General features: G+C 42.0%; 4 protein-coding genes and 1 tRNA gene. 1 reads left to right on the plus strand and 4 read right to left on the minus strand.

Annotated elements, in window-relative coordinates; translation table 11 throughout:
- Positions 1-45 precede the first annotated feature (45 nt).
- The 3 genes from HXT53_RS05600 to HXT53_RS05610 form a co-directional block, all read right to left on the minus strand.
- Complete coding sequence (locus HXT53_RS05600) at positions 46-1,956, minus strand: glycoside hydrolase family 25 protein (protein ID WP_421780142.1); 1,911 nt, start codon at positions 1,954-1,956, stop codon at positions 46-48.
- A 172-nt stretch (positions 1,957-2,128) separates the two neighbouring features.
- Positions 2,129-2,202: transfer RNA gene (locus HXT53_RS05605), tRNA-Gly, on the minus strand.
- Between the two features lie 217 nt (positions 2,203-2,419).
- Positions 2,420-2,896: a holo-ACP synthase gene (locus HXT53_RS05610; protein WP_415681931.1), complete on the minus strand. Its 477-nt coding sequence runs from the start codon at positions 2,894-2,896 to the stop codon at positions 2,420-2,422.
- 572 nt (positions 2,897-3,468) lie between these two features.
- Between HXT53_RS05610 and HXT53_RS05615 the strand changes: the two genes are divergently transcribed.
- A complete protein-coding gene (locus tag HXT53_RS05615; RefSeq protein ID WP_421780144.1) occupies positions 3,469-12,681 on the plus strand; it encodes a Rib/alpha-like domain-containing protein in 9,213 nt (3,070 codons plus the stop codon).
- 1,204 nt (positions 12,682-13,885) lie between these two features.
- Here HXT53_RS05615 and pulA read toward each other — a convergent pair.
- Positions 13,886-19,924: a type I pullulanase gene (gene pulA, locus HXT53_RS05620; protein ID WP_421780721.1), complete on the minus strand. Its 6,039-nt coding sequence runs from the start codon at positions 19,922-19,924 to the stop codon at positions 13,886-13,888.
- Between the last annotated feature and the right edge of the window lie 278 nt (positions 19,925-20,202).

Raw genomic sequence — 20,202 nt, forward strand, 5'->3', positions numbered from 1 at the left:
TCTTAAACGAAACAACCAGAGAAAATATTAACTCTTAGTCTAAAACTACACTCCAAAAGCATAAGTCTTAGTATCTTTGAGTGTACCATTAGATGTGTAGGCTTCAAAATGTGTCCAATAAATTCCAGGTTTAGGACTCCACAAAGCCCACGGACCCTTAAATTGGCTCACCCATTGTTTGGCGTTATAGTCATATATTTTGATAATCGTGTAACCATTAGGATTATTTGTAGTAGCACCTAGTAAAACATTGCTACCGCGCCAAGCCGCATAAGTGCCAGAAATCACGGTATCACCTGTAAAAACAGGAGCCGGTGCATTTTGAATCTCATAATGGAAAGCAATTGTTTTGTTACCCAAAGGCTTCTTAGTGAACGAATCACGAACATCACAGTGAAGCCAATAATCACCGTTGCTTGTCACCCAAGAAGCCCAATTGCTAACAGACCAGTCAGAAATAGTCTTCCACTGCTTATTAAGCAAATCGTAAGCAAGCCAACGGTATTCCATATGATTGTAAATACTACTACTTGCTGCAGCGCCTACAGCTATATCGTTACTGCGAATAATCCACGTAAAATCGATGTGAGCGCGGCTTGTAGGCGTAGTTGGCCTAGTACCAAATGCATTTAAATCAACATTACCTTGAATTCCAGATACAGAACCGCTAGAAGTGTACTGCCAGCCGCCTAATGGTGTTGTAATGTTAAAAAGCGTAGTGGCACCATAGCTAGCAACCCAGCTTGTACGATCGTGAATATATTGGGAATTAAGCGGACCGTTTAAATAATTAGCATAAGAATAAACACCTAGATTAGTGTATCCAGCAGAAGCCAGCTGATTCCACCACGATGCGACAATATTCTGATAAACGTATGGATCAGTAGGTGGTTGATGCCCTGCCCACTCCCATCTTTCCAAATCGTAGTAAACAGGGTATGAAAGGTCACTTGGATTAACTCCAGCACCTTGCAAAAGCCTTGCCACATCGGCACCTTCGGAAGCGCCATCAGAAGGCGTTTCAGCGTAGGAATAAACATAAACTCCAAAAGGAATACCTAAACGCTTGCATTCGTTGATATTTCGTACAGCATACTTATCGTAGCCATTATCCCAACCGTAGCTGATGCGAATTATTGCACCTTCTACTCCAGCGGCTTTAGCAGCAGCCCAATCAATTTCATGCTGATGTTCAGAAACATCTATAACACCCCTAGCGTTATAAGCAAACATGTTTCCATTGCCATCAAAGAATGATTGAGAACCATTGTAATCTTCCCATTCCACGCCATAATTTGTTACAGGCAAATAGGCTTTGCGAACAATACCATCAGTTGTTGTGGCTGTTTTAGAAGACAATATTGTTGAATCTTTTGCTTTAGCAGAAGATTTAGACTCGTCTGGAATAGGCTGATTTGAGCTTATTAGACGAACTTTGGAAGGATTGGCAGAATTTGTAGAATTCGTAGAATTGTAGCGCTTAATTGCTTTTCGCAAATCTCCAACAGTAATAGGCGTAAAACGTCTTCCATCGCTCTTAGCAAGAGGATCTGGCTGCTTGTCTTTAGTGCCAATAATTTTAGGATCAGTAACAATATCGCCAGTTTTAAGAGATTTCAAATGACCAGTAGATGTAAGAGCATATTTTGAAGAAACTACTTCGTCACTATTCTTAAATGACGACGCCACTTTTGAAGGCAACTTAAAATCAGGATTATTGGCATCACCATCGGCAAAACCATTCAAACGATTATCTTCAGAAGAATTACTATTCCCATTATCTGCACTTTTTATTGCATTATTTTTGGCACTTCTTAATGAACTTCTTGATGAACTAGAAGCAGAGCCTTCAAAAACACCACGTCCTTCAACATTAATAGATGGAGAAACGTTCATAACAAATGCAGCAGCAACAGAAACTAAACTTGCAATTACACGTACAATAATTTGTCCCACAACTCCTCCAGAGATATGCTTTTACGTGTTTTTACCTCATACAACCATAGCAATATGCGCAAACAGTAAAGAATCAAATCGCAAATCAGAATAACGAAAAAACACAAAAATAACTATGACTAATCACGATATATTTAGAACAATCGGAATCAAAGAAATCACAGAAATCAAGTGGAGCGGATGACGGGAATCGGACCCGCGTCATCAGTTTGGAAGACTGATACTCTACCATTGAGCTACATCCGCAATTGCACGTAATGGAATTTTTATAAGACCCCAAAACAGCGACTCGAACAATTATACAGATGATTTTGACATAAAACAACTAACGACACTCCACTTAGATTCTCAAGAGCGTTGTACCACACGATTAACATTCCCGTGTTTGTTCCCTTTTTATGCAAATACGACAACAAACGCGGGAAAAAAATAAACAAAACCATACAGTGCAAATCGCAAATATCTAAGCTATTTCTAGAATCACAAACGCAGAGGCGATTGCAGATGCATCTTCAAGCAAACCATCGTGGCTCAAAGAAACATGCCATCTAATAGAAAAACCATTCTGTGCATTAATCATAGGAACCGTGCCTAAAGATTGCATAAGCTTTTCATTAACAGCATCATCAAGATGAACACTTGGGCAACCACGAGAATCATCTAAAATCTCAATACTCGACCACGGTGTGTTATCTAGCGTGTAAGGATATTTTGCATCTCCAAACGAAGATAAAGCCTCGCACCAAGATTTTATAACCGCCTCTTTTCCAGCCCAGCGCGCTGCAATATGCATCGCCTCAGCGTCGTTTTTTGAGTGCGCTCGCATGGCGCACTGTCTAAGCTCTCTCTGAGAAAACAGAGCACGCCAACCATCGCCATCATGCATCTGCTGAGCGAATTGTGCAACGTTTACCAAGTCGTGCCCTATTCCTGCAATCATACACACCTACTTTTAGTACATATACATACTTTTTATGTTCTACGCAAAAATACTATATAAAATCTTGTATAAAATATATTTAAATCAACAATCACTTGCACGCTTTTACTGCAGTAGCAAACGCCGAAAAAGTCACCGGCAAATGTTTTCCAAAACTACAAAAACGACAGCAAACGCCAGAAAATTACGCCGCTACGACCTGCTTAAGCATGTGTACAAGAAACGCTACAAGTGTGATTAATTCATATGCGAATAAATTACTATAAAACGATAAAATTTTAGATAATTTTAAACAATCCGTCGTTATGACAATATTTTATACATAGAGCACCCCCCCCCCCCCGCAGGAAATTTTACAGTTATGGAATACTTAACAATAAAAAAATTACGACAAAATAGTAAAAATACGATATAATATTATGCAGCATGTATATAAGCGTACTTATTGTCTACCGTTGCTTTATGCAAACACAGAATTCGTATTTGAAGAAGAACTAGACACAAGTTTATATACGACACACATTAAGGAACGTTAAATTAAGAAGCACAAGAATAAAGGATTACGGATTATTATGGCAAATAACAACCGCAAAAAGCATGCACGCGAGCAAGTTGAGAGCTCGTTTAAAAACGTTGATTCATCTTCTGCGTATGCAACCATGCGCAAGGTGTCATTGAGCACACTTGCCACAGTTCTTACTGCCGCCACTTGCTTGGGCGGTCAGCCAATCCTCGCATCCTCTAATATTCTTCTTCCTCCAACTACGGCAGCTTTCGCGCAAGAAGTGCGTAACGCAGACACTACTCCTTGGCTACATACGCCGAATATTCTTGAGTTCCAAAGGTATCGCTTTGCTAACAGCAATGGAACAATCGGTCAAATAGGATCCGACGGTTTAGGTGATTACAGTAATACTACTAAAAAGTCGGATATGTATGCACACCTTGAAGAAAACAACGGTGCTAAGTATTTAGTCTTCGATGTGTTCTTTAACAACGATGGTAAAGATATGACTGGCGCTTCCAAACAACAACAGTATGTTTGGCAAATTCCTTTTGCAGTTGCTGACTTAAATAATGGTTATTACAATGGAGACACATTAAGTGATTTAAGCTTTAATTTTTATAAACGAAATAGCACTAGTCCACAAACAAAAAACGCTGTTCTTTCACGCGATTTTTCATTATTCACTAAAGAAAATAGCCAATCAGCAACACTTAGTAAGCCTTTGCAAGATGATCAGCACCTTGGAAATTCTATTTACAAAATAACCTTGGGCATACGCATGGGGAATAGCAACCAGCAAGATTTGAGTGATACTTTCCACAAGAATGCAGGCGACGGGGTTATTAGCAATGCTACAACATTAACAGGCGTATATAAGAACAAGAGCTACGGCATCGGCTTAAGAACTACAAACGTCGACTATGCAGTACACATGCATTGCAAAGTAAAATTACGTCAAGGAGTCACTCTTGACGACATTCAAGATGCTTATACATGGGCAAATACAAGTACTTATGGTAGAACGACTAACTCGGCTTACACCTTTATTTCTGGTCGCGAGCGCTGGACTGAACAAAATCTTAAGCGCACAAAAAGCGATAAAATCCCTCCAAAGCTGTATTTTAATGACAAAGAAATTAGCGATTCAAACAACAGCATTACCGTGTATCAGGGCGATAGTCCTACAATCAAATTCGGAACATCCGACGACAGTGGAAAAGTAACGAAATTCTCTGTAAGCGGTTTCCCAGACTTTGCTAAAAATGGCAATGTTGACGAGAAAAACGATAATGGCATTGATGCTAGCGAAAGCAAACCTTATACAAAGGTTATTAATAAGACTACATTTATACACAAAGATAAAAGTGGCAATCCTGTAAACTCCGACTACGAGGTTACTATCTCTGCAACCGACGCTTCTGGAAACAAAGTAGAAAAGAAAGTTACAGTACATCTTAAAAATCTGAACCAGAAGTACAAGGCTCCAACCACTACACCGATTACTGTTGATTGGGGACATAAGGCAACTAATGAAGAATTAAAGAAACATGTTTCTAATATTGAAGGCGGTGGACAACTAGATTTCAATACTTTCCCAGAGACTAAACTACCAGATATAGCTTTTAATGGGAAAGATACTGCTACAACATCCACATCAGCAAAAGTAATATATTCAGACAATTCGTACCATATTGTTACGATTCCTGTAATTGTCAGAAAGCCGCTCGCATTGCAACACAAAAGCGAGCTGAAAGATCACGAAGTTAAAGTAAATGTTGGCGACACTCTTACTAAAACAGGAAACAAGGTTGACGCTAAGGAATATCTTGGTATAACCGATAAGAAGGTTAAAGATAACATCAAGAGTGCAGAGTGGGTTAATGGCGAGCCTTCCACAGCTGTTGCAGGAAAAAGAACTTACACTGCTAAAGTCACGTTTAATGACGGCAGCACAGCGGAAGAAAAGGTTACTTTCACGGTTCGCCCTCAAAAGCCTAAGATTGAAACTGATTTGACTGGTGTTGCAGGCGTAAAGGGCAAGGAAGTTGTAGTTAACGCAGGCCCTGGCACAGCTGGAAGCACTGTAACGCTTAAAGATAAAAGCGGAAAAGCTATAGGAACTGGAACCGTTGGAGCTGATGGCAAAGTTACAATTACAGTTGCTAATGGCATTCCTGAAGGAAACATTACTGCAGTAACTACTACTGCAGATTCCGTAAGCTCTGACGCAAGCGACGCTAAGAAGGCTACTAAGGATGACAAAGCTCCAACGCTTACTGCTGATAAAGATAGCGTTACCGTAAAAGTTGGCGAAGATCTGAAAATTCAGCTTACTGCAAAAGATGATGTAAAGATTGAGTCTATCAATGCCGCAACAGCAACAATGGCTTTTGCTCGAAATGATCTCAGTAAGATGATGGTTGTCGCAGCGCGTGCAAAAACTGATTACACAACGAATACTGATAAGGAAAAGGTTTTCACTTATACATTCTCCGGCTTTAAGCCTGAAGAGGTTGGCACTTACACTCTTACGTTCTCTGCAACTGATGCTGCTGGTCACAAAACAGAAAAAACTGTGACTGTAAAAGTGGAGAAAAAAGAAGACATTAAGCCGAGAAATATTACTGTTGACTTAGGTCATAAGCTAGACGAAAAAGACGCAAAGAAGGCTATTGCCAACCACAGAAGCTTACCAAAAGGAACTAAGTTTGCTTGGAGCAAAGAAACTAACGGCACTCCAGACACTTCCACTGTTGGCAAAGAAAAGTCTGGAAAAGTTATTGTAACTATTCCTACTAACGACAAAAATCACCCACGCGTTGAAACTGTTGACGTTAAGGTAACTGTTAGGGATAACGAAAGTCCTAAAGTTGCGATTCAGCAAAAGGGCGACGGTGGTACATATAACACCATTAACGGCACACATCTAAGTGGTCCAAAAGACGCACCAGTATTTATTATCAATACGTACCGCGGTGATAAGAACGATATTAAGATTACTGCAACAGACAATAGCGGAGAAGTTACAACTCTTACTTTAACGCCTAAAACTCCAGGCGAGACAGAAAAAGCTCCTACTGGAACTGGCACAACTGCAGATCCTAAGACTTTGACGCTTGACGGCACTACTCCACTCAACACTAAGCCTGGCGAGTATACGCGTACCATCACAGCTGTGGACCCTTCGGGCAACACTAATAAAGTTACTGTGAAGTTTATCGTTAAACCGCAATCAGATAAGTACAGCAAAGTCACAGGAACGCCTGTTACGTACAACATGAGCGACGGCACAAAGCATCCGGATCCTAAGAGCGGCATTGATCCAGAAGCAGTGAAGAAACTGCCTAAGGACGCTAAGTATTCTTGGGCTAAAGAACCAGATTGGAATAAGCCTGGCAAAGATACAACCGCTACAGTCCGCATAACGTTCCCAGACGGCTCAACTAAAGACGTGGAGACAAAAGTTACCGTTAAGGACAATATCGCGCCTGTTATTGAGAACCCTGCTACAAATCAGGTGAAACATGACGATAAACAAATGTACTACCAATTTAAAGTACATAAAGATAAGCCTTTTGATATTGAAATTAAGTCTTACGATAACAGCGGCAAGATTAGTAGCGCAACAATATCAACATTCCCAGGCTACGACGGAAAAATCACTGTTGACAATCAAAACGGAAATTCTGCAGAAAAGCCTGCAACTATTCATATTAAGGGCACTGGAAAGCGAGATCCGAAGTTAACTAATTCGTCCGATAACAAGTGGTCTCGTGATCTTATTGTTAAAGACGAAGCTGGCAATACATCCAAGCTAAAGGTTCAGATTTCCGTATACACGGATGCTGAAGAGCATAATGCTGCTCCTAATGCTACACCAAAGAATCCTGACCAAAACGCTATTACAAACGCGATTATTATTACCAAGAAGGATGACCCGAAGAAGACCCCAATTGATAAGAAAGATTTGACTTTCACAGTTGGAAATATTCCTCAAGATGATGGTGTTCACACTGTTCCTGTAACAATTACATACCCGGATCATTCAACTACAATAGTTAATGTTCCTGTGTTGATTCATAAGGATGCTAAGGATTATGATCCAAAGGGTCAAACAGTTGAAGTTCCATGGAACACTAAGCCAGAAGAATTGACTAAGAAAATCACGTCATTTGATAATGGCGGCGGCTTGACGTGGAATGGCACATCTGGAAAAGATAAACTCAAGTCAGTAGAAATCGTCAACACAAAAGACGTTCCAAGCACCGATAAGCCTGGCGAAAGCCAAGTGCAGGTTAAGGTTACGTATAAGGATGGCTCTAGTGACGTTGCAACAGTAACTGTTAGAGTGCTGAAGCCACAAAGCGAAACTTATAAGCCAGAAGGTCAAACAATTAACATTGACTACAATAAGACGCCGAATGCAGGTATATCCAGCAAGATTACCGGCGTTGGCAAGGATAAAGGTATTAGCTTTGGTAAAGATAAGCAAGGCAAAGATATAACGCTTCCAGAAGGCGCAAGTATTGCTATTGACGACAAAGCTAAGACTGTTCCAGATGGCACTCAGCCTGGTACTTTCGATATTCCTGTAACCATTACATATAAGGATGGCTCTAAAGATCACGCAACAGTAAAGGTTACTGTAGGAAAGCCTCAAAGTGAAACTCATACGCCAAAGGTTGACGGCGGAATCACTAAGAAGTATGGAGAAAGTGGCCCTTCTGACAATGACATCATTGCTAAAGTCACTGTTCCAAATAAACCAAATGGTACAACAATTACAGTTGATAAAGGTCAAACACCTATCGACACTAAGACTCCTGGAACCGTAAACGTTAAGGTTACTGTTAAGTATCCTGACGGTTCTGAGGATCACGTGGAAGTTCCTGTAACAGTTGGCGAGCCAGATAACGAGACCTACAAACCAGGCGCAGAAGCTATCAACAAGAAGCGTAATGATCCAGCACCTACTGCTGAAGACATTAAGAATGCTGTGAAGACTTCTACAGTTGATGGCAAGACTCCAGATAAATCTAAAACAAAAGTAGAGCTTGTAGATCCAAAAACTCCTCTACCAACTACAGATAAGACTGGCACAACTAACGTACCTGTTAAGGTCACATATCCAGATGGTTCCAGCACTGTTGTGCAAGTGCCTGTAGTAGTTACAGATACCGATGCCACTGCAAACACTCCTGCAGTTGACACTGTGGAAGAGCCGTATGGCACTGGTAAAGAAAAGACCAAGAAAGCTGTTACGGATGCTGTAACTGTTCCTGATTTTAAGCCAAAGAAGGATGGCGATAAGCCAAAAGTCACCATCACCAGCAAAGATGAGGATATTCCAGACGGCACAAAGCCTGGCACTTATCACGTTAAGGTTAAAGTCACGTACCCGGATAACACAACTGATGAAGTTACTGTTGATGTGACTATTAAGAACAAGCAGTCGGATACTTTCGAGCCAAAGGTAACACCTGTTGTTAAGCCGTTTGGCAAGCAGGTTACATCTGATGATGTAACAGGCAATGTAACTGTTCCTAATTGGTCAAAAGATTCAAAGGAACAACCAAAGATTGAGTTGAACGAGCCTAACACAAAGCTTCCAGATGGTAAAACTCCTGGAAACTCTACTGTTAAGGTTAAAGTCACCTACCCAGATGGCACGACTGACATTGTTGACGTGCCAGTAACTATTAGCAATAAGCAGTCTGAACTTTACCCACCTAAGGCAGATAATCTTGAAAAAGATAATGGTCAAAAGCCTTCGGACGACGAAATTATCGGCAAAGTAAGTGTTCCTACCTGGCCAACGAACGAAACAAATAAGCCAACTTACTCTATTGCTGATGGCGATAAGTCTAAGATCCCTAATGGAGATAAGGCTGGCAAGTTTGAAGTGCCTGTAACAGTTACGTATCCGGATGGATCAACAACTGTTATTAACGTACCTGTAACTATCAAGGCTCCAACTGCTACAGCTAAAGTTGTGACTGTGCCAAAGGGCGTGGAGCCTAAGCCAGAGGACAGCATTGTCAATAAGGATAAGTTCCCTAATGGCACTAAGTTCGAGTGGGATAACAACGGAAAACCAGACACATCTAAGGAAGGTAACAGCGTAAAAGGCAAAGTAAAGATTACTATTCCTGGATCTGATACTCCTCAAGAAGTTGAAGTAAAGGTTAACGTTGTTGACCCAAGTGCATCTGAAGTCAACGTGCCACAGGGCAAGGATTTGCCAGAAGCTAAGGATGTTATTAAGGATTCTCACGATACTAGTAAGTTCCCTAATGGCACTACGTTCGAGTGGAAACCTGAAGATAAACCAGATACTAACAATCCTGGCGCAAAGAATGGCAAGATTATTGTTACTATTCCAGGTCAAAAGCCTGTGGAAGTGTCTGTAACAGTGAACGTTTTGCCAAAGCCAGAAGCGAATGTTGTGAACGTTCCACAAAATGGCACATTGCCAGAAGCTAAGGATGTTATTAAGGATTCTAGCGATACCAGTAAGTTCCCTAATGGCACTACGTTCGAGTGGGAAGATAGTGGCAAACCAACTACAGATACCGTTGGAGAAAAGACAGGCGGTAAAGTAAAAGTCACCATTCCAGGTGTAAATGGCAAGTCTGGTTATACGATTGATGTTCCTGTAACTGTGAACGTAAACCCTGTGCCTATAGCAAAGGAAACCACCGTCCCACAGAACAGCAATCCTGATCCTAAGAACAGCATTGATAACAACAACAAACTCCCTAAGGGAACCACATTCGAGTGGAAGAAAGATGCTGCCCCAAAGACCGACAAGCCAGGCACTGCTAGTGGCACAGTGATTGTCAAGATTCCAGGGCAAGCACCTCAAGAAGTGCCAGTAACAATTACTGTGACACCAGCACCTGTTGCAAACGACGTAACTGTGTTGCAAAAGAAGAATGGTGACACAACTGACACTACTCCTAAGCCAGAGGATGTTATTAAGAATCATAAGGATCTACCTAAGGATGCTAGTATTTCTTGGAAGAAGAAGCCTGATACCTCAAAGACTGGCAACCAACCAGGCGTTGTGACCGTTAAGGTGCCAGGCGAGCCAGATATTGACATTCCAGTCAACGTGCTCGTTGTGCCAAATCCAGCCGGTAAAACGGTGAGCGTACATGTTGGTGATTCTCCAAGCGCAGAAAACAGCATTGCCAATAAGGATGAGTTACCTAACGGAACCAAGTTTGCTTGGGCAACTAACGGTACTCCAGATACCAAGACAGCTGGAAACAATAAGAGCGGCACTGTCGTGGTAACTATTCCGGGTATCGCAAATCCTGTGAACGTACCAGTAACAGTAAACGTTGTGGCACAGAACAAGCCAGTTATCAACGATGGTAAAGCCGAAAACAAGCCTGGCGATAAAGGTTCTGCAGATAATGGCAAGACAACTATTACTGGTAAGGGAACTCCTGAAGCCACTATCAAGGTTCAAAACAGTAATGGCATCGCATTGAAGGATGGCGATAAAGAAATAACTGTCACTGTAGATAAAGATGGCAGCTTTACCGTTGATGTTCCTCATCAGACCCCTGGAACAACACTCAAACTTGTTCCAAACAAGGGTGGAGTTGATGGTGATGCAACTACTGTAATCGTCACAGCTAAGCCACAAAAGCCAACGATTACGGTACCAACCGACAACCAGAAGAACGACGGAAACGTAACTGTAACTCCGCCAACTGATGACACAACGGTTGTGAAAATTGAAATCAATGCTAAGCCAAATTCAATCAATGGTCCAGAACAGCCAGTTCGCACAATTATTGCTAAGAAGGATAACAATGGTAAGTGGAAGATTGACGGAGACGCTCCAGATGGCGTGACTGTTGATCCGCAAACTGGCGTTGTTACTATTCCAGCAAAGAATTTGGAGGATGGCAGTACTATTACTGCAGTATCTAAGAACAAGACGGACAAACCATCTGATCCCGCTACTGCTGTAACTGGCTTTAAGACTCCACAGATTAGTGAGCAAACGCTAAAAGACAATCCAGATGATTCTACTAAACAAATCATCACTGGAAAGACTCTTCCGGGCGCAACAGTAACTGTTACCGATAACAATGGCAATCAAATCGGAACTGGTACCGCAGATAAAGATGGCAACTTCACTATTACTATCGACAAGCAAAAGCCTGGTGCCATCGTCACCCTCACACCAACCAACGGTAAGGGTGATGGTGCAAAGACAGGCGATAGCGTAAATATTACTGTCAACGGAAATATAACTAAGCCAAAGATTGACACTCCAGCCGAGGGTGGTGCTAGCGTGACGCCTGATCTCACGGATACGCGCGTGAACAAGGTTGTAGTTACTTACACTCCAGAAGGCAGTGAAACAACCGCAACGATTACTGTTGTTGCTGAAGGCGACAAGCATGAGTGGAAGATTGACGGAGACGCTCCAGAAGGCGTAACCGTTAATCCGCAAACTGGCGTTGTTACGATTCCAGCAAACAAGATTAAGCACGGTAGCACTATTACTGCGCAATCAGAAGACAGTAGCGATAAGACTGGCAAGAGCAAGTCAGAAGTGGTAACTGCTAAAGTTGGCGAAAAGGAGAAGCCTGCACCAGAACCAACGCCAACGCCTGCGGGTGAGCCGACTATACTCACGCCACAAGATGGTGTTGAGCAAGGTTCCGCAACTGTTACCCCACCAGCAGATGCTGATACTCTAGAAATCACGTATATTCCAGAAGGCGATACAACGACTCCTGTAACAATTACCGTGAAGAAAGATAAGAATGGTAACTGGACTATTAACGGTAATACTCCAACCGGCGTGACTGTTGATCCTAAGACTGGTAAAGTCACCATCCCTGCAACCCAAATCAAGGATGGTAGTACGATTACCGCGCAAGCCAAGAAGAATGGTCAACCATCCAACAAGGCAAACGGTAAAGTAGGAAATAACCCAACCAAGAAACCAACACCAACGCCGGAACCGGCACCGACACCGGAACCAGCAACTGCGCCAACCCCAGAACATGAATCTGGTTCTCATGATTCTGATGAACACACTGGCAACAGTGAAAACAACAGGAATAAGAGCAATAACACTCAGTTACAAGCTCCTAAGTCTCCTGCACATCACTCCTCCGGTCATGTTGCGCAATCAAAGTTAACCAATACAGGCTCTGCAATTGCTGCAGCAAGCACTGTTGCTGCACTCGCAGGCGCAATAGGTGCTGCACTCGCAGTCATTATTCGCAGGAAGAAGCGCGACTAAACGTTGGTGGTGCAACAAATATTAAAATTGAATAAATAATATACATATGCTCCGTGATAAAAGGGTTCGCAAAATTTACGACAACTCTTCAACCACGGAGCATTGTTATATCTGTAAAGCTATAGAACTGTAGGCTACAGAGGTATAAGCTACAGAGATATAGGTGCGACAAATAGATGCCGTTAAATGATCTGGGTACTGGTAGCGGGTACTGGTAGCGAAATAGCATACCACTGCGATAATGACAGCGTACTACTGGCATTAGGTAATATCAGGCGACATACGCAATGCTACACGTACTAAATATGGCATACTGAACTACAGAGCTACTTACGTAATTTTTAACGCAACTCCAATCGCCTTACATTTTTCCTGCAAATGTGGTCAAATAAAGCCAGAGCGAAAACAGATGCCGTGGAATAACACAGCAAATGTTTCCACATAACGCCAAAACGACTACAAACGCCGGAGAAAATTCCCCGGCGTTTGTAAGTAAGCAGCAGCTCAGCAGTAGCAGCCGCTGGCATCTAGGCGAGCGTCTGGGTTTAGAGCGTAGTACGGTTTCCTTACTTGGTATTGCGCGAGGTTTGAGTATTTCTCTCCTCGCAAATCCCGTCGCTACTCTCCTCTTTTATTGCTCGTATAGAAATACATCAAACCTTCTGAATATCTAGAACTTTTGCGTGGTTTTTATCACCGAGATTCTCGATTTTTCTTGCTACTTCAGCGAATCACCATCAAAGAGCTGCGAATCGACTTGCTTGAGCGCTTAAAGCGTAGCGCGCGAATGCACTTCGATTCGCTGAGCTTGCTCAAAGTTGAAAGCACAGTGTGCTTTCAACGCAAGCGAAGACGTGAGCGCGCTGTAACGCGCGAGCGATACGCTTCATTCGCTGCGAAAAATCTCGAATCTATACCTAACTTGGCGCAACCTTGTAGTGCGTTTGTACCTGATTTACGGCGTGTCGTCATACAATCGCACTACAAGGTTGATCGTCGTTCGCGCGGATTAGCCGTGTGATTCCGAACGTCTATTAGTAGCCGCTCGGCTGATCTGGCGCGTAAAGTCCACTGGACTTTACGTTTAAGCCAAATCACGCTTTGACTGAGCTTGAAATGCGTTATGAAATTTCAAGCTCAGTCAAAGCAAACGCACTACAAAAGTGCTCTCGCGCGCGACGCTTTAAAACTCAAAGCCACAAATCTATCTAAATGCAACTTTATAACGAGCAATAGCTGCAACAAATGTAAGTATAATGAACAGCGCAAAAGTATAAACAATGTTGCTTCCTGTTTGAAGCATAGATCCACCACGCTTTGAAACACCATTATCTACAACAGTTACTTCAGTCCATGCGATTTGTTTGCCACTCTCGTCTACAAGTAGAACAGTGTGTTTACCAGAGTATCCAGCTGGGAATATTGCATCGAATTGAGGCACGCCATTCACCATTCGTACAGTAACATACTTTGAACCGTCGGAGCCTTTAAGCAATCGCGGAGACGAGTAGATGTATGCGTAAGCATATGCAATACCTTCACGATTCAGACGTTCAATAAACTCGCCGTTTTGAATGCGAATGTTTACTTTGTTCACAACTCCAGCATTCGCAACATTATTGTCTCGTACTAGCAGAGTTCCTCTTAGCTCTGACTTAAGCTGCTGCACTGTTGCCGGTGCAGTAGGAGTTGGAGCAGCTGATGATGGCTTAGCAGGCGCAGATACAGCAGAATTTGAGGAAGATTCAGGTTTTGTTTTAGCTGGTTTAGACTGATCTGAATTTTCATGCACATTCTGCTTAGGTTTTGAATGAGTTTGATATTCAGAAGTAGAGTGAGACTCAGCATTAGGCTTAGATTCAATACTATTATTAGGTTCATGAGCAGGCGTATTAGACTTAGAGCCTTGCTGGGATGCAGAACCTGATTCGGAATTACTAGGAGCAGTACCCACATCTGGGACTAAAGTATGTGGAGCAGGATGATTTTCAGTATCAGAGTCTCCAGGAGTTTGCTCACGACCAGGCGTAGATGAATTTGGCTCATGAGTTCCAGGATGAGTTTCTCCAGGAGTTGGAGTTGGAACTGGCGCTGGCTGAGGAGCCGGATTCACAGGATTAGAACCAGGCTGAGGATGAGGACCAGGCGCTGGAGCCGGATTTGGCACTACAGGACCAGGAACAGGTGGCTGAGGTGATGGAGTAACAGTACCAGGAGTTTGTTCATGCCCAGGAGTAGATGGATTCGGCTTCTGCGTACCAGGCTTAGATTCATCCTTCAACTTATTGATATCCAAAGGATTCATCTTATATTTGAGAACATCATCAACATTAATATTTGCAAAAGGATTGTCGTTCTTCTTTTCAGCATCCTTCACAAGTACTGAAGTCGAAAGAGCAGAAACCTTGTAATTTCCATTGTCATCTACAGATGCTTCAGGACACACTGACTCATCATTGCTGTTAGCTTTCCCATCAGCAATGCGCACGCGATACTTTCCTTTGCCAATATTCACAGTAAATTCACCACTATTAGCATTGAAAATAAACACATACGTTTTACCGTTGTTGTCAACACTAAATGCGTTAATACCATCGCTGCTCTTAATCCAATGCATATTATTGTTAACATCAGAATATTCAGAATCTCGTAAAGCTGGAATCTCGTTTCTTAGCTTTATCAACGCTTTGAAGTACTCGACAGCATCTTCATTCGTTTTAACTAGATCCCACTTAACGGAATTGTCACCGTCGCCAGCATTGTAACTATTAGCATTACCATTCTTGCTTCGTAAGAACTCTTGACCAAGCTCAAAGAATGGCATGCCATGCGCAAACATTACAAGCGAATTAGCAAGCATTACTCGCTTCTTAAGATTCTCTTCTGTCTCATTAGGCAAGGATTTCTTCAACTTATCGTAAAGATTAAGATTGTCGTGAGCTTCAACATATTGCACAGTCTGACCAGCATTCGCGTAGCGCCTACCAGTGCAGCTTGCGTTTCCAGGCTGGCAACCGTAAAGATTTTGCATTACAAGATTGTCGCTGCCTCTGTTTCCAGACACGAATCCAGCAACATCATCATCTCCTTGACCCTTTACAGCATCACGGAAGGAATCGTTAAAGAACGCAACGCCATTATTTTCAGCAAGCTTATACGCATTAGGCTGAATAGTGCGGTTTCCATAAGGCAATTGGCTCATATCCCAGCCTTCGCCAAGAATAATCGAGTTCGGGTCAATTGCATGAACAGCTTCACGCACTTCCTTAATGGTTTCAAGGTCAATCAATCCCATCAAATCAAAACGGAAGCCGTCAATACCGTACTCTTTAGCCCAATACTTTACAGAGTCAACAATATACTTTCGCATCATTTTGCGCTCTGAAGCAGTATCGTTTCCGCAACCAGATCTATTAGACAAGCTGCCGTCATCGTTGTAACGGAAGTAGTAGCCTGGCACAGTCTGTCCAAAAGCGTTCTTTTCTGCGTTATAAACATGGTTATAAACCACGTCCATAATCACGCGCAAACCAGCCTTATGTAGACCTTCAACCATTTGCTTTAGCTCAGTAATGCGCGTAGCAGGATTTGCTGAATCAGACGCATAGGAGCCTTCTGGAACGTTGTAGTTTATTGGATCATAGCCCCAGTTTTGATGAGGATTATCTTTGTCGTTCTTATCAACATAACTCAAATCTCCTGCTTCATTAACAGAACCAAAATCATACATTGGCATGATTTGCACATGAGTGATGCCGAGGGACTTCAAATAATCAAAGCCAGTTGGCTTGCCATCTTTTTTAGCACCAGATTGAATTACACCAAGATACTTTCCGCGCTTTGCAACATCTACGCCAGAACTTTCATGAATCGAAAAGTCGCGAATATTCATTTCTGCAATAGTCGCATCAGTTGGACGCTTTCCAAATGATGCCTTACGAGATACAGGTGTTGCCATGTTGCCACCGAATACAACGGATCTCATTCCATTTCGCACAGCAGCTTTTGCATAAGGGTCTGGAGAATTATTAACAGTGCCATCTGCAAAATAAACCTTGTATGTATAAGCAGTGCCAGCTTTTGCATCACTCGTAGTAATACTCCACACGCCAAGCTTTCCATCTTCTGTGCCAAGAGTCATATCTTGCTTTTTATCTTCTTGCGCTTTTTCATCAGTTGACTTATAAGTTACTAACTCCACTTTTGCAGCAGTTGGCGCCCAAAGCTTGAAAGTCGTAGAACCATCTTTTACAACAGCACCCAAGTCATCGCCTGTGTACGCATACTTTTGATCAAACTCATCAGTGCGAACAATCTTAGAACCTTTAACAGTTGAAGCAGACACTGTTTTAGGCATTCCACCAACACCCTTAATGTTGATTTCATACATTTTCTTAAGATCTAATTCGTTCTTTGCAGTGATTACGATCCTATTATCCACAACAGCAACTTGCGAAATATCTATTGTCTTGTGTTGATTTTTCTTTGAATCTGTAACATCAGTTACAGTAACATTTTTCTTCTCAACTTCCGAAGGGTCGCCGCTCACGTTTACAGTAAATTCCTTAAAAGACGTAATATCAGCATTAATAGCATTAGCCTTCGTGTTGATTACGTTTGGGCTTAAGTAAACTCTACTATCGCCCTGCATAAGCCAGATTTCAGCATTACCAGTGTTACCATCTTCGCTTAAAGTAATTGCTTTTGCAGGAATTGGGCGATCGCCTTCGCCAGGATCTTTAGAAACCCAATCGTTGCCTTGCATAGAATAGCGCACAATAAACTTTGAATCTTTTATGCCAGAATCATTGTGGAATGTATATTCTGCAATCTTACCGAAATCATCATGAGCCGTAAAATCTTGCTTTACGCCCTTCTCACTACCGTACCAAGTCCAAAGATTCCAACCAGCGTAATCCTTGTTTGTTCTGCGGTAGTGAACAGTAACATTTAATGTTTTAATGCTATTAAGCTTGTTAGAGACTTCAGATGGAGGTTCTGCAAAAGTATTTGAATCTCCTCCGTAAACCCAAGCTTCGCCAACACCATCTTCGATTTGCCAGATATTACGATCTCCGCCGTCCTTATGCCAGTCCTGACCATCAACGGGTTTCTCGGTAATAATAAATCCAACTTTTCCGCTCTCGTAAGTGCCATCAGCTTCAACTGCGTAAGTCTTACCAAAAGCGTCTTGACCATTGAATTCATGCCAAGCACCTTTTATCTCTTGACCATCTGCATTTTTAAGACCCCAGATATAGACGCCCATATGGCGATTGTCACCATATTTTTGCTTATAGTGAATAACAATCTTTGTCTTTAATTCAGTAGGCTTTGAAGATGTGTCCTCAACCTTGCAAGGAATGCTAGCATATTCAGAACCTTTCAAATCGGCATCTACTACATAAGTTTTCGAACCAGCTTGAATTTCAAAGTTTTCTCTAGACTTATTGTTCTTGTTATACCAATTACTTCCACCGTCATTAAATACAGCAGTAATTTGCTTGCCATTATTAGGAATTGTTCTTGCAAACCAACCATCGCAAACTTTGCGCATTGGTCTACCAGGAACTGCAGTCCAAGATCCATTGCCGATTTGATAATGAATATTTACAGAACTTGGATTAGGACTTCTATTCTTAGCATTAAAATAGACAGTTGTTGACTGGTCTTGAACATCGTCAACATTGTATTTTGGATCAGATTCATCACGTGCTGGACCAGCTTTACTAGCGCTATCTGCTTTAGAATCCGCATGCAAAGCAATTGCAGAATAAGGAGCAATAGTCGCAGAAACCTTGCCATCTGTAACTTTAACAGTCTTAGAGCAATTCCCCGCAGCATAAACGTTGCAATACTCACCATTTGGCAAATCAGTAGTATACAAAACTTTCTTTGCGTTTGGAGTATTGTTGATTGCTAAGAATCCCTTGCCTGCACGACTAAAAGCAATGTTATTATTGTCACTCTCCTGCCAATTAGTTACTTGAGCACCATTTACAGCATTAAAGAAGCCAACCATTCCACGAATCGAAGTCCAACGCTGAGTGCACTGCCAACCAGTTGTTGGAGAACAATCTACATTTGGAACAGAGGTTTCAGTCGCACCAGGCGCACCATCATCCTTATTTTTTGCATCAAACCTATACCCCGAGTAAATGTTTGGGTTTCCGTAAGGGTAGCCAAGCATAAACGCGTTTGCAAGCTCGTAGCGAGGACCATCCTTATAAGTAAGAGTGCGCACATAATTTTCTCGAGGAGTATCCCAATTAGTAACAAAAATTGAAGCTTTATCGCTTGGAACAAGTCCATTAGTAATATTCTTTAGATTCGATATTGAGCCATAAAAATCGTTCTTTAATCGGTAAGAATATTGGAATTCGTTGACTTCGCCTTCGTTTAAATGCTTATCTGGCTGTATTTCTTTAGCTTCAGAAGGATTGCCAATCGTCTCCTGCATCCACCAAATCTTGTCAGGCGTAGTGTGCGCAGCATCAGCAGCAGCTTTCTTAATCGCAGCCATATCTGTTGGAGAAATATGCTTTACTGCATCGATACGGAAGCCAGCAACACCAAGCTTGAGCAAATTAGCAAAGTACTTACCTAAAGTCTCTCGCACATGCTGCTTTGACGTATCCAAATCAAGCAAGCCAACAAGCCTGCGATTCCACACTTCCTCAGAATTGTTATAGTGCTCAATATTCCTAGCATCTTGATGGAAATCATCCTTCTTATATCCAGCATCTGGGAAATCTTCTTTAGCAGCGCTATATTGGCTCCCACCAACACCCTCTGTATGAGTGTCACCAGCACCAGTCATGTGATTAATAACAGCATCCGCAATGATTTCAACGCCTGCAACTTTGCAAGTGTCAATCATGCTCTTAAACTCATTTTCAGTACCGAGTTTTGACTTTAATTTATAGCTCACAGGCTGGTAAGAAGTCCACCACTGAGTACCCTTTACATGCTCATTTGGAGGAGACACCTGCACATACTTAACACCCTCAGGACCATAAGTTGTTTTGCATTCTTGAGCAATACTCTTCCAATTCTGCTGGAATGCAGTAACAATAACGCCCTTACGGTTAAGAGTTAGATTGCTAGATTGAGGATTACTAGATTCACTACTAGACTCACTACTAGCGCTTGCATTGCCAACAACAGCAAAACCTGTTATTAACATTGCACTCGCTGCAATCATAGAAACTATTTTCGACGCAAGGTGGCGATGAGTGACCATCTGCATATCCTTTCCTCCGTTGGCACAAACATGCTTCTATATTGTTTTATTCCATGCAAAACATGAAAACTATAGGTGACACAACTATGTTTCACTTCTTATTACAACCAACTTTGGTTTACACATAAGATTGCTTATTTTGAACGCAAATCGCCATAAGCACATTGAATTTTTCGCAATTTTGCACGTAAGGAGCTATTGTAACACTTTTGCAATTTTTACAAAAGTCAAAAATACAACTGCTATATTAGTTACGCTTGTAGTCGAATCGACCTGCC

Source organism: Gardnerella sp. KA00390 (genome assembly GCF_049244075.1).
GTDB lineage: Bacteria > Actinomycetota > Actinomycetes > Actinomycetales > Bifidobacteriaceae > Bifidobacterium > Bifidobacterium vaginale.

Excerpts from the sequence above, each read along its gene's own strand:
- HXT53_RS05610 (WP_415681931.1), bottom strand. The coding sequence starts at position 2,896 with ATGATTGCAGGAATAGGGCACGACTTGGTAAACGTTGCACAATTCGCT.
- HXT53_RS05615 (WP_421780144.1), top strand. The coding sequence starts at position 3,469 with ATGGCAAATAACAACCGCAAAAAGCATGCACGCGAGCAAGTTGAGAGC.
- pulA (WP_421780721.1), bottom strand. The coding sequence starts at position 19,924 with ATGGTCACTCATCGCCACCTTGCGTCGAAAATAGTTTCTATGATTGCA.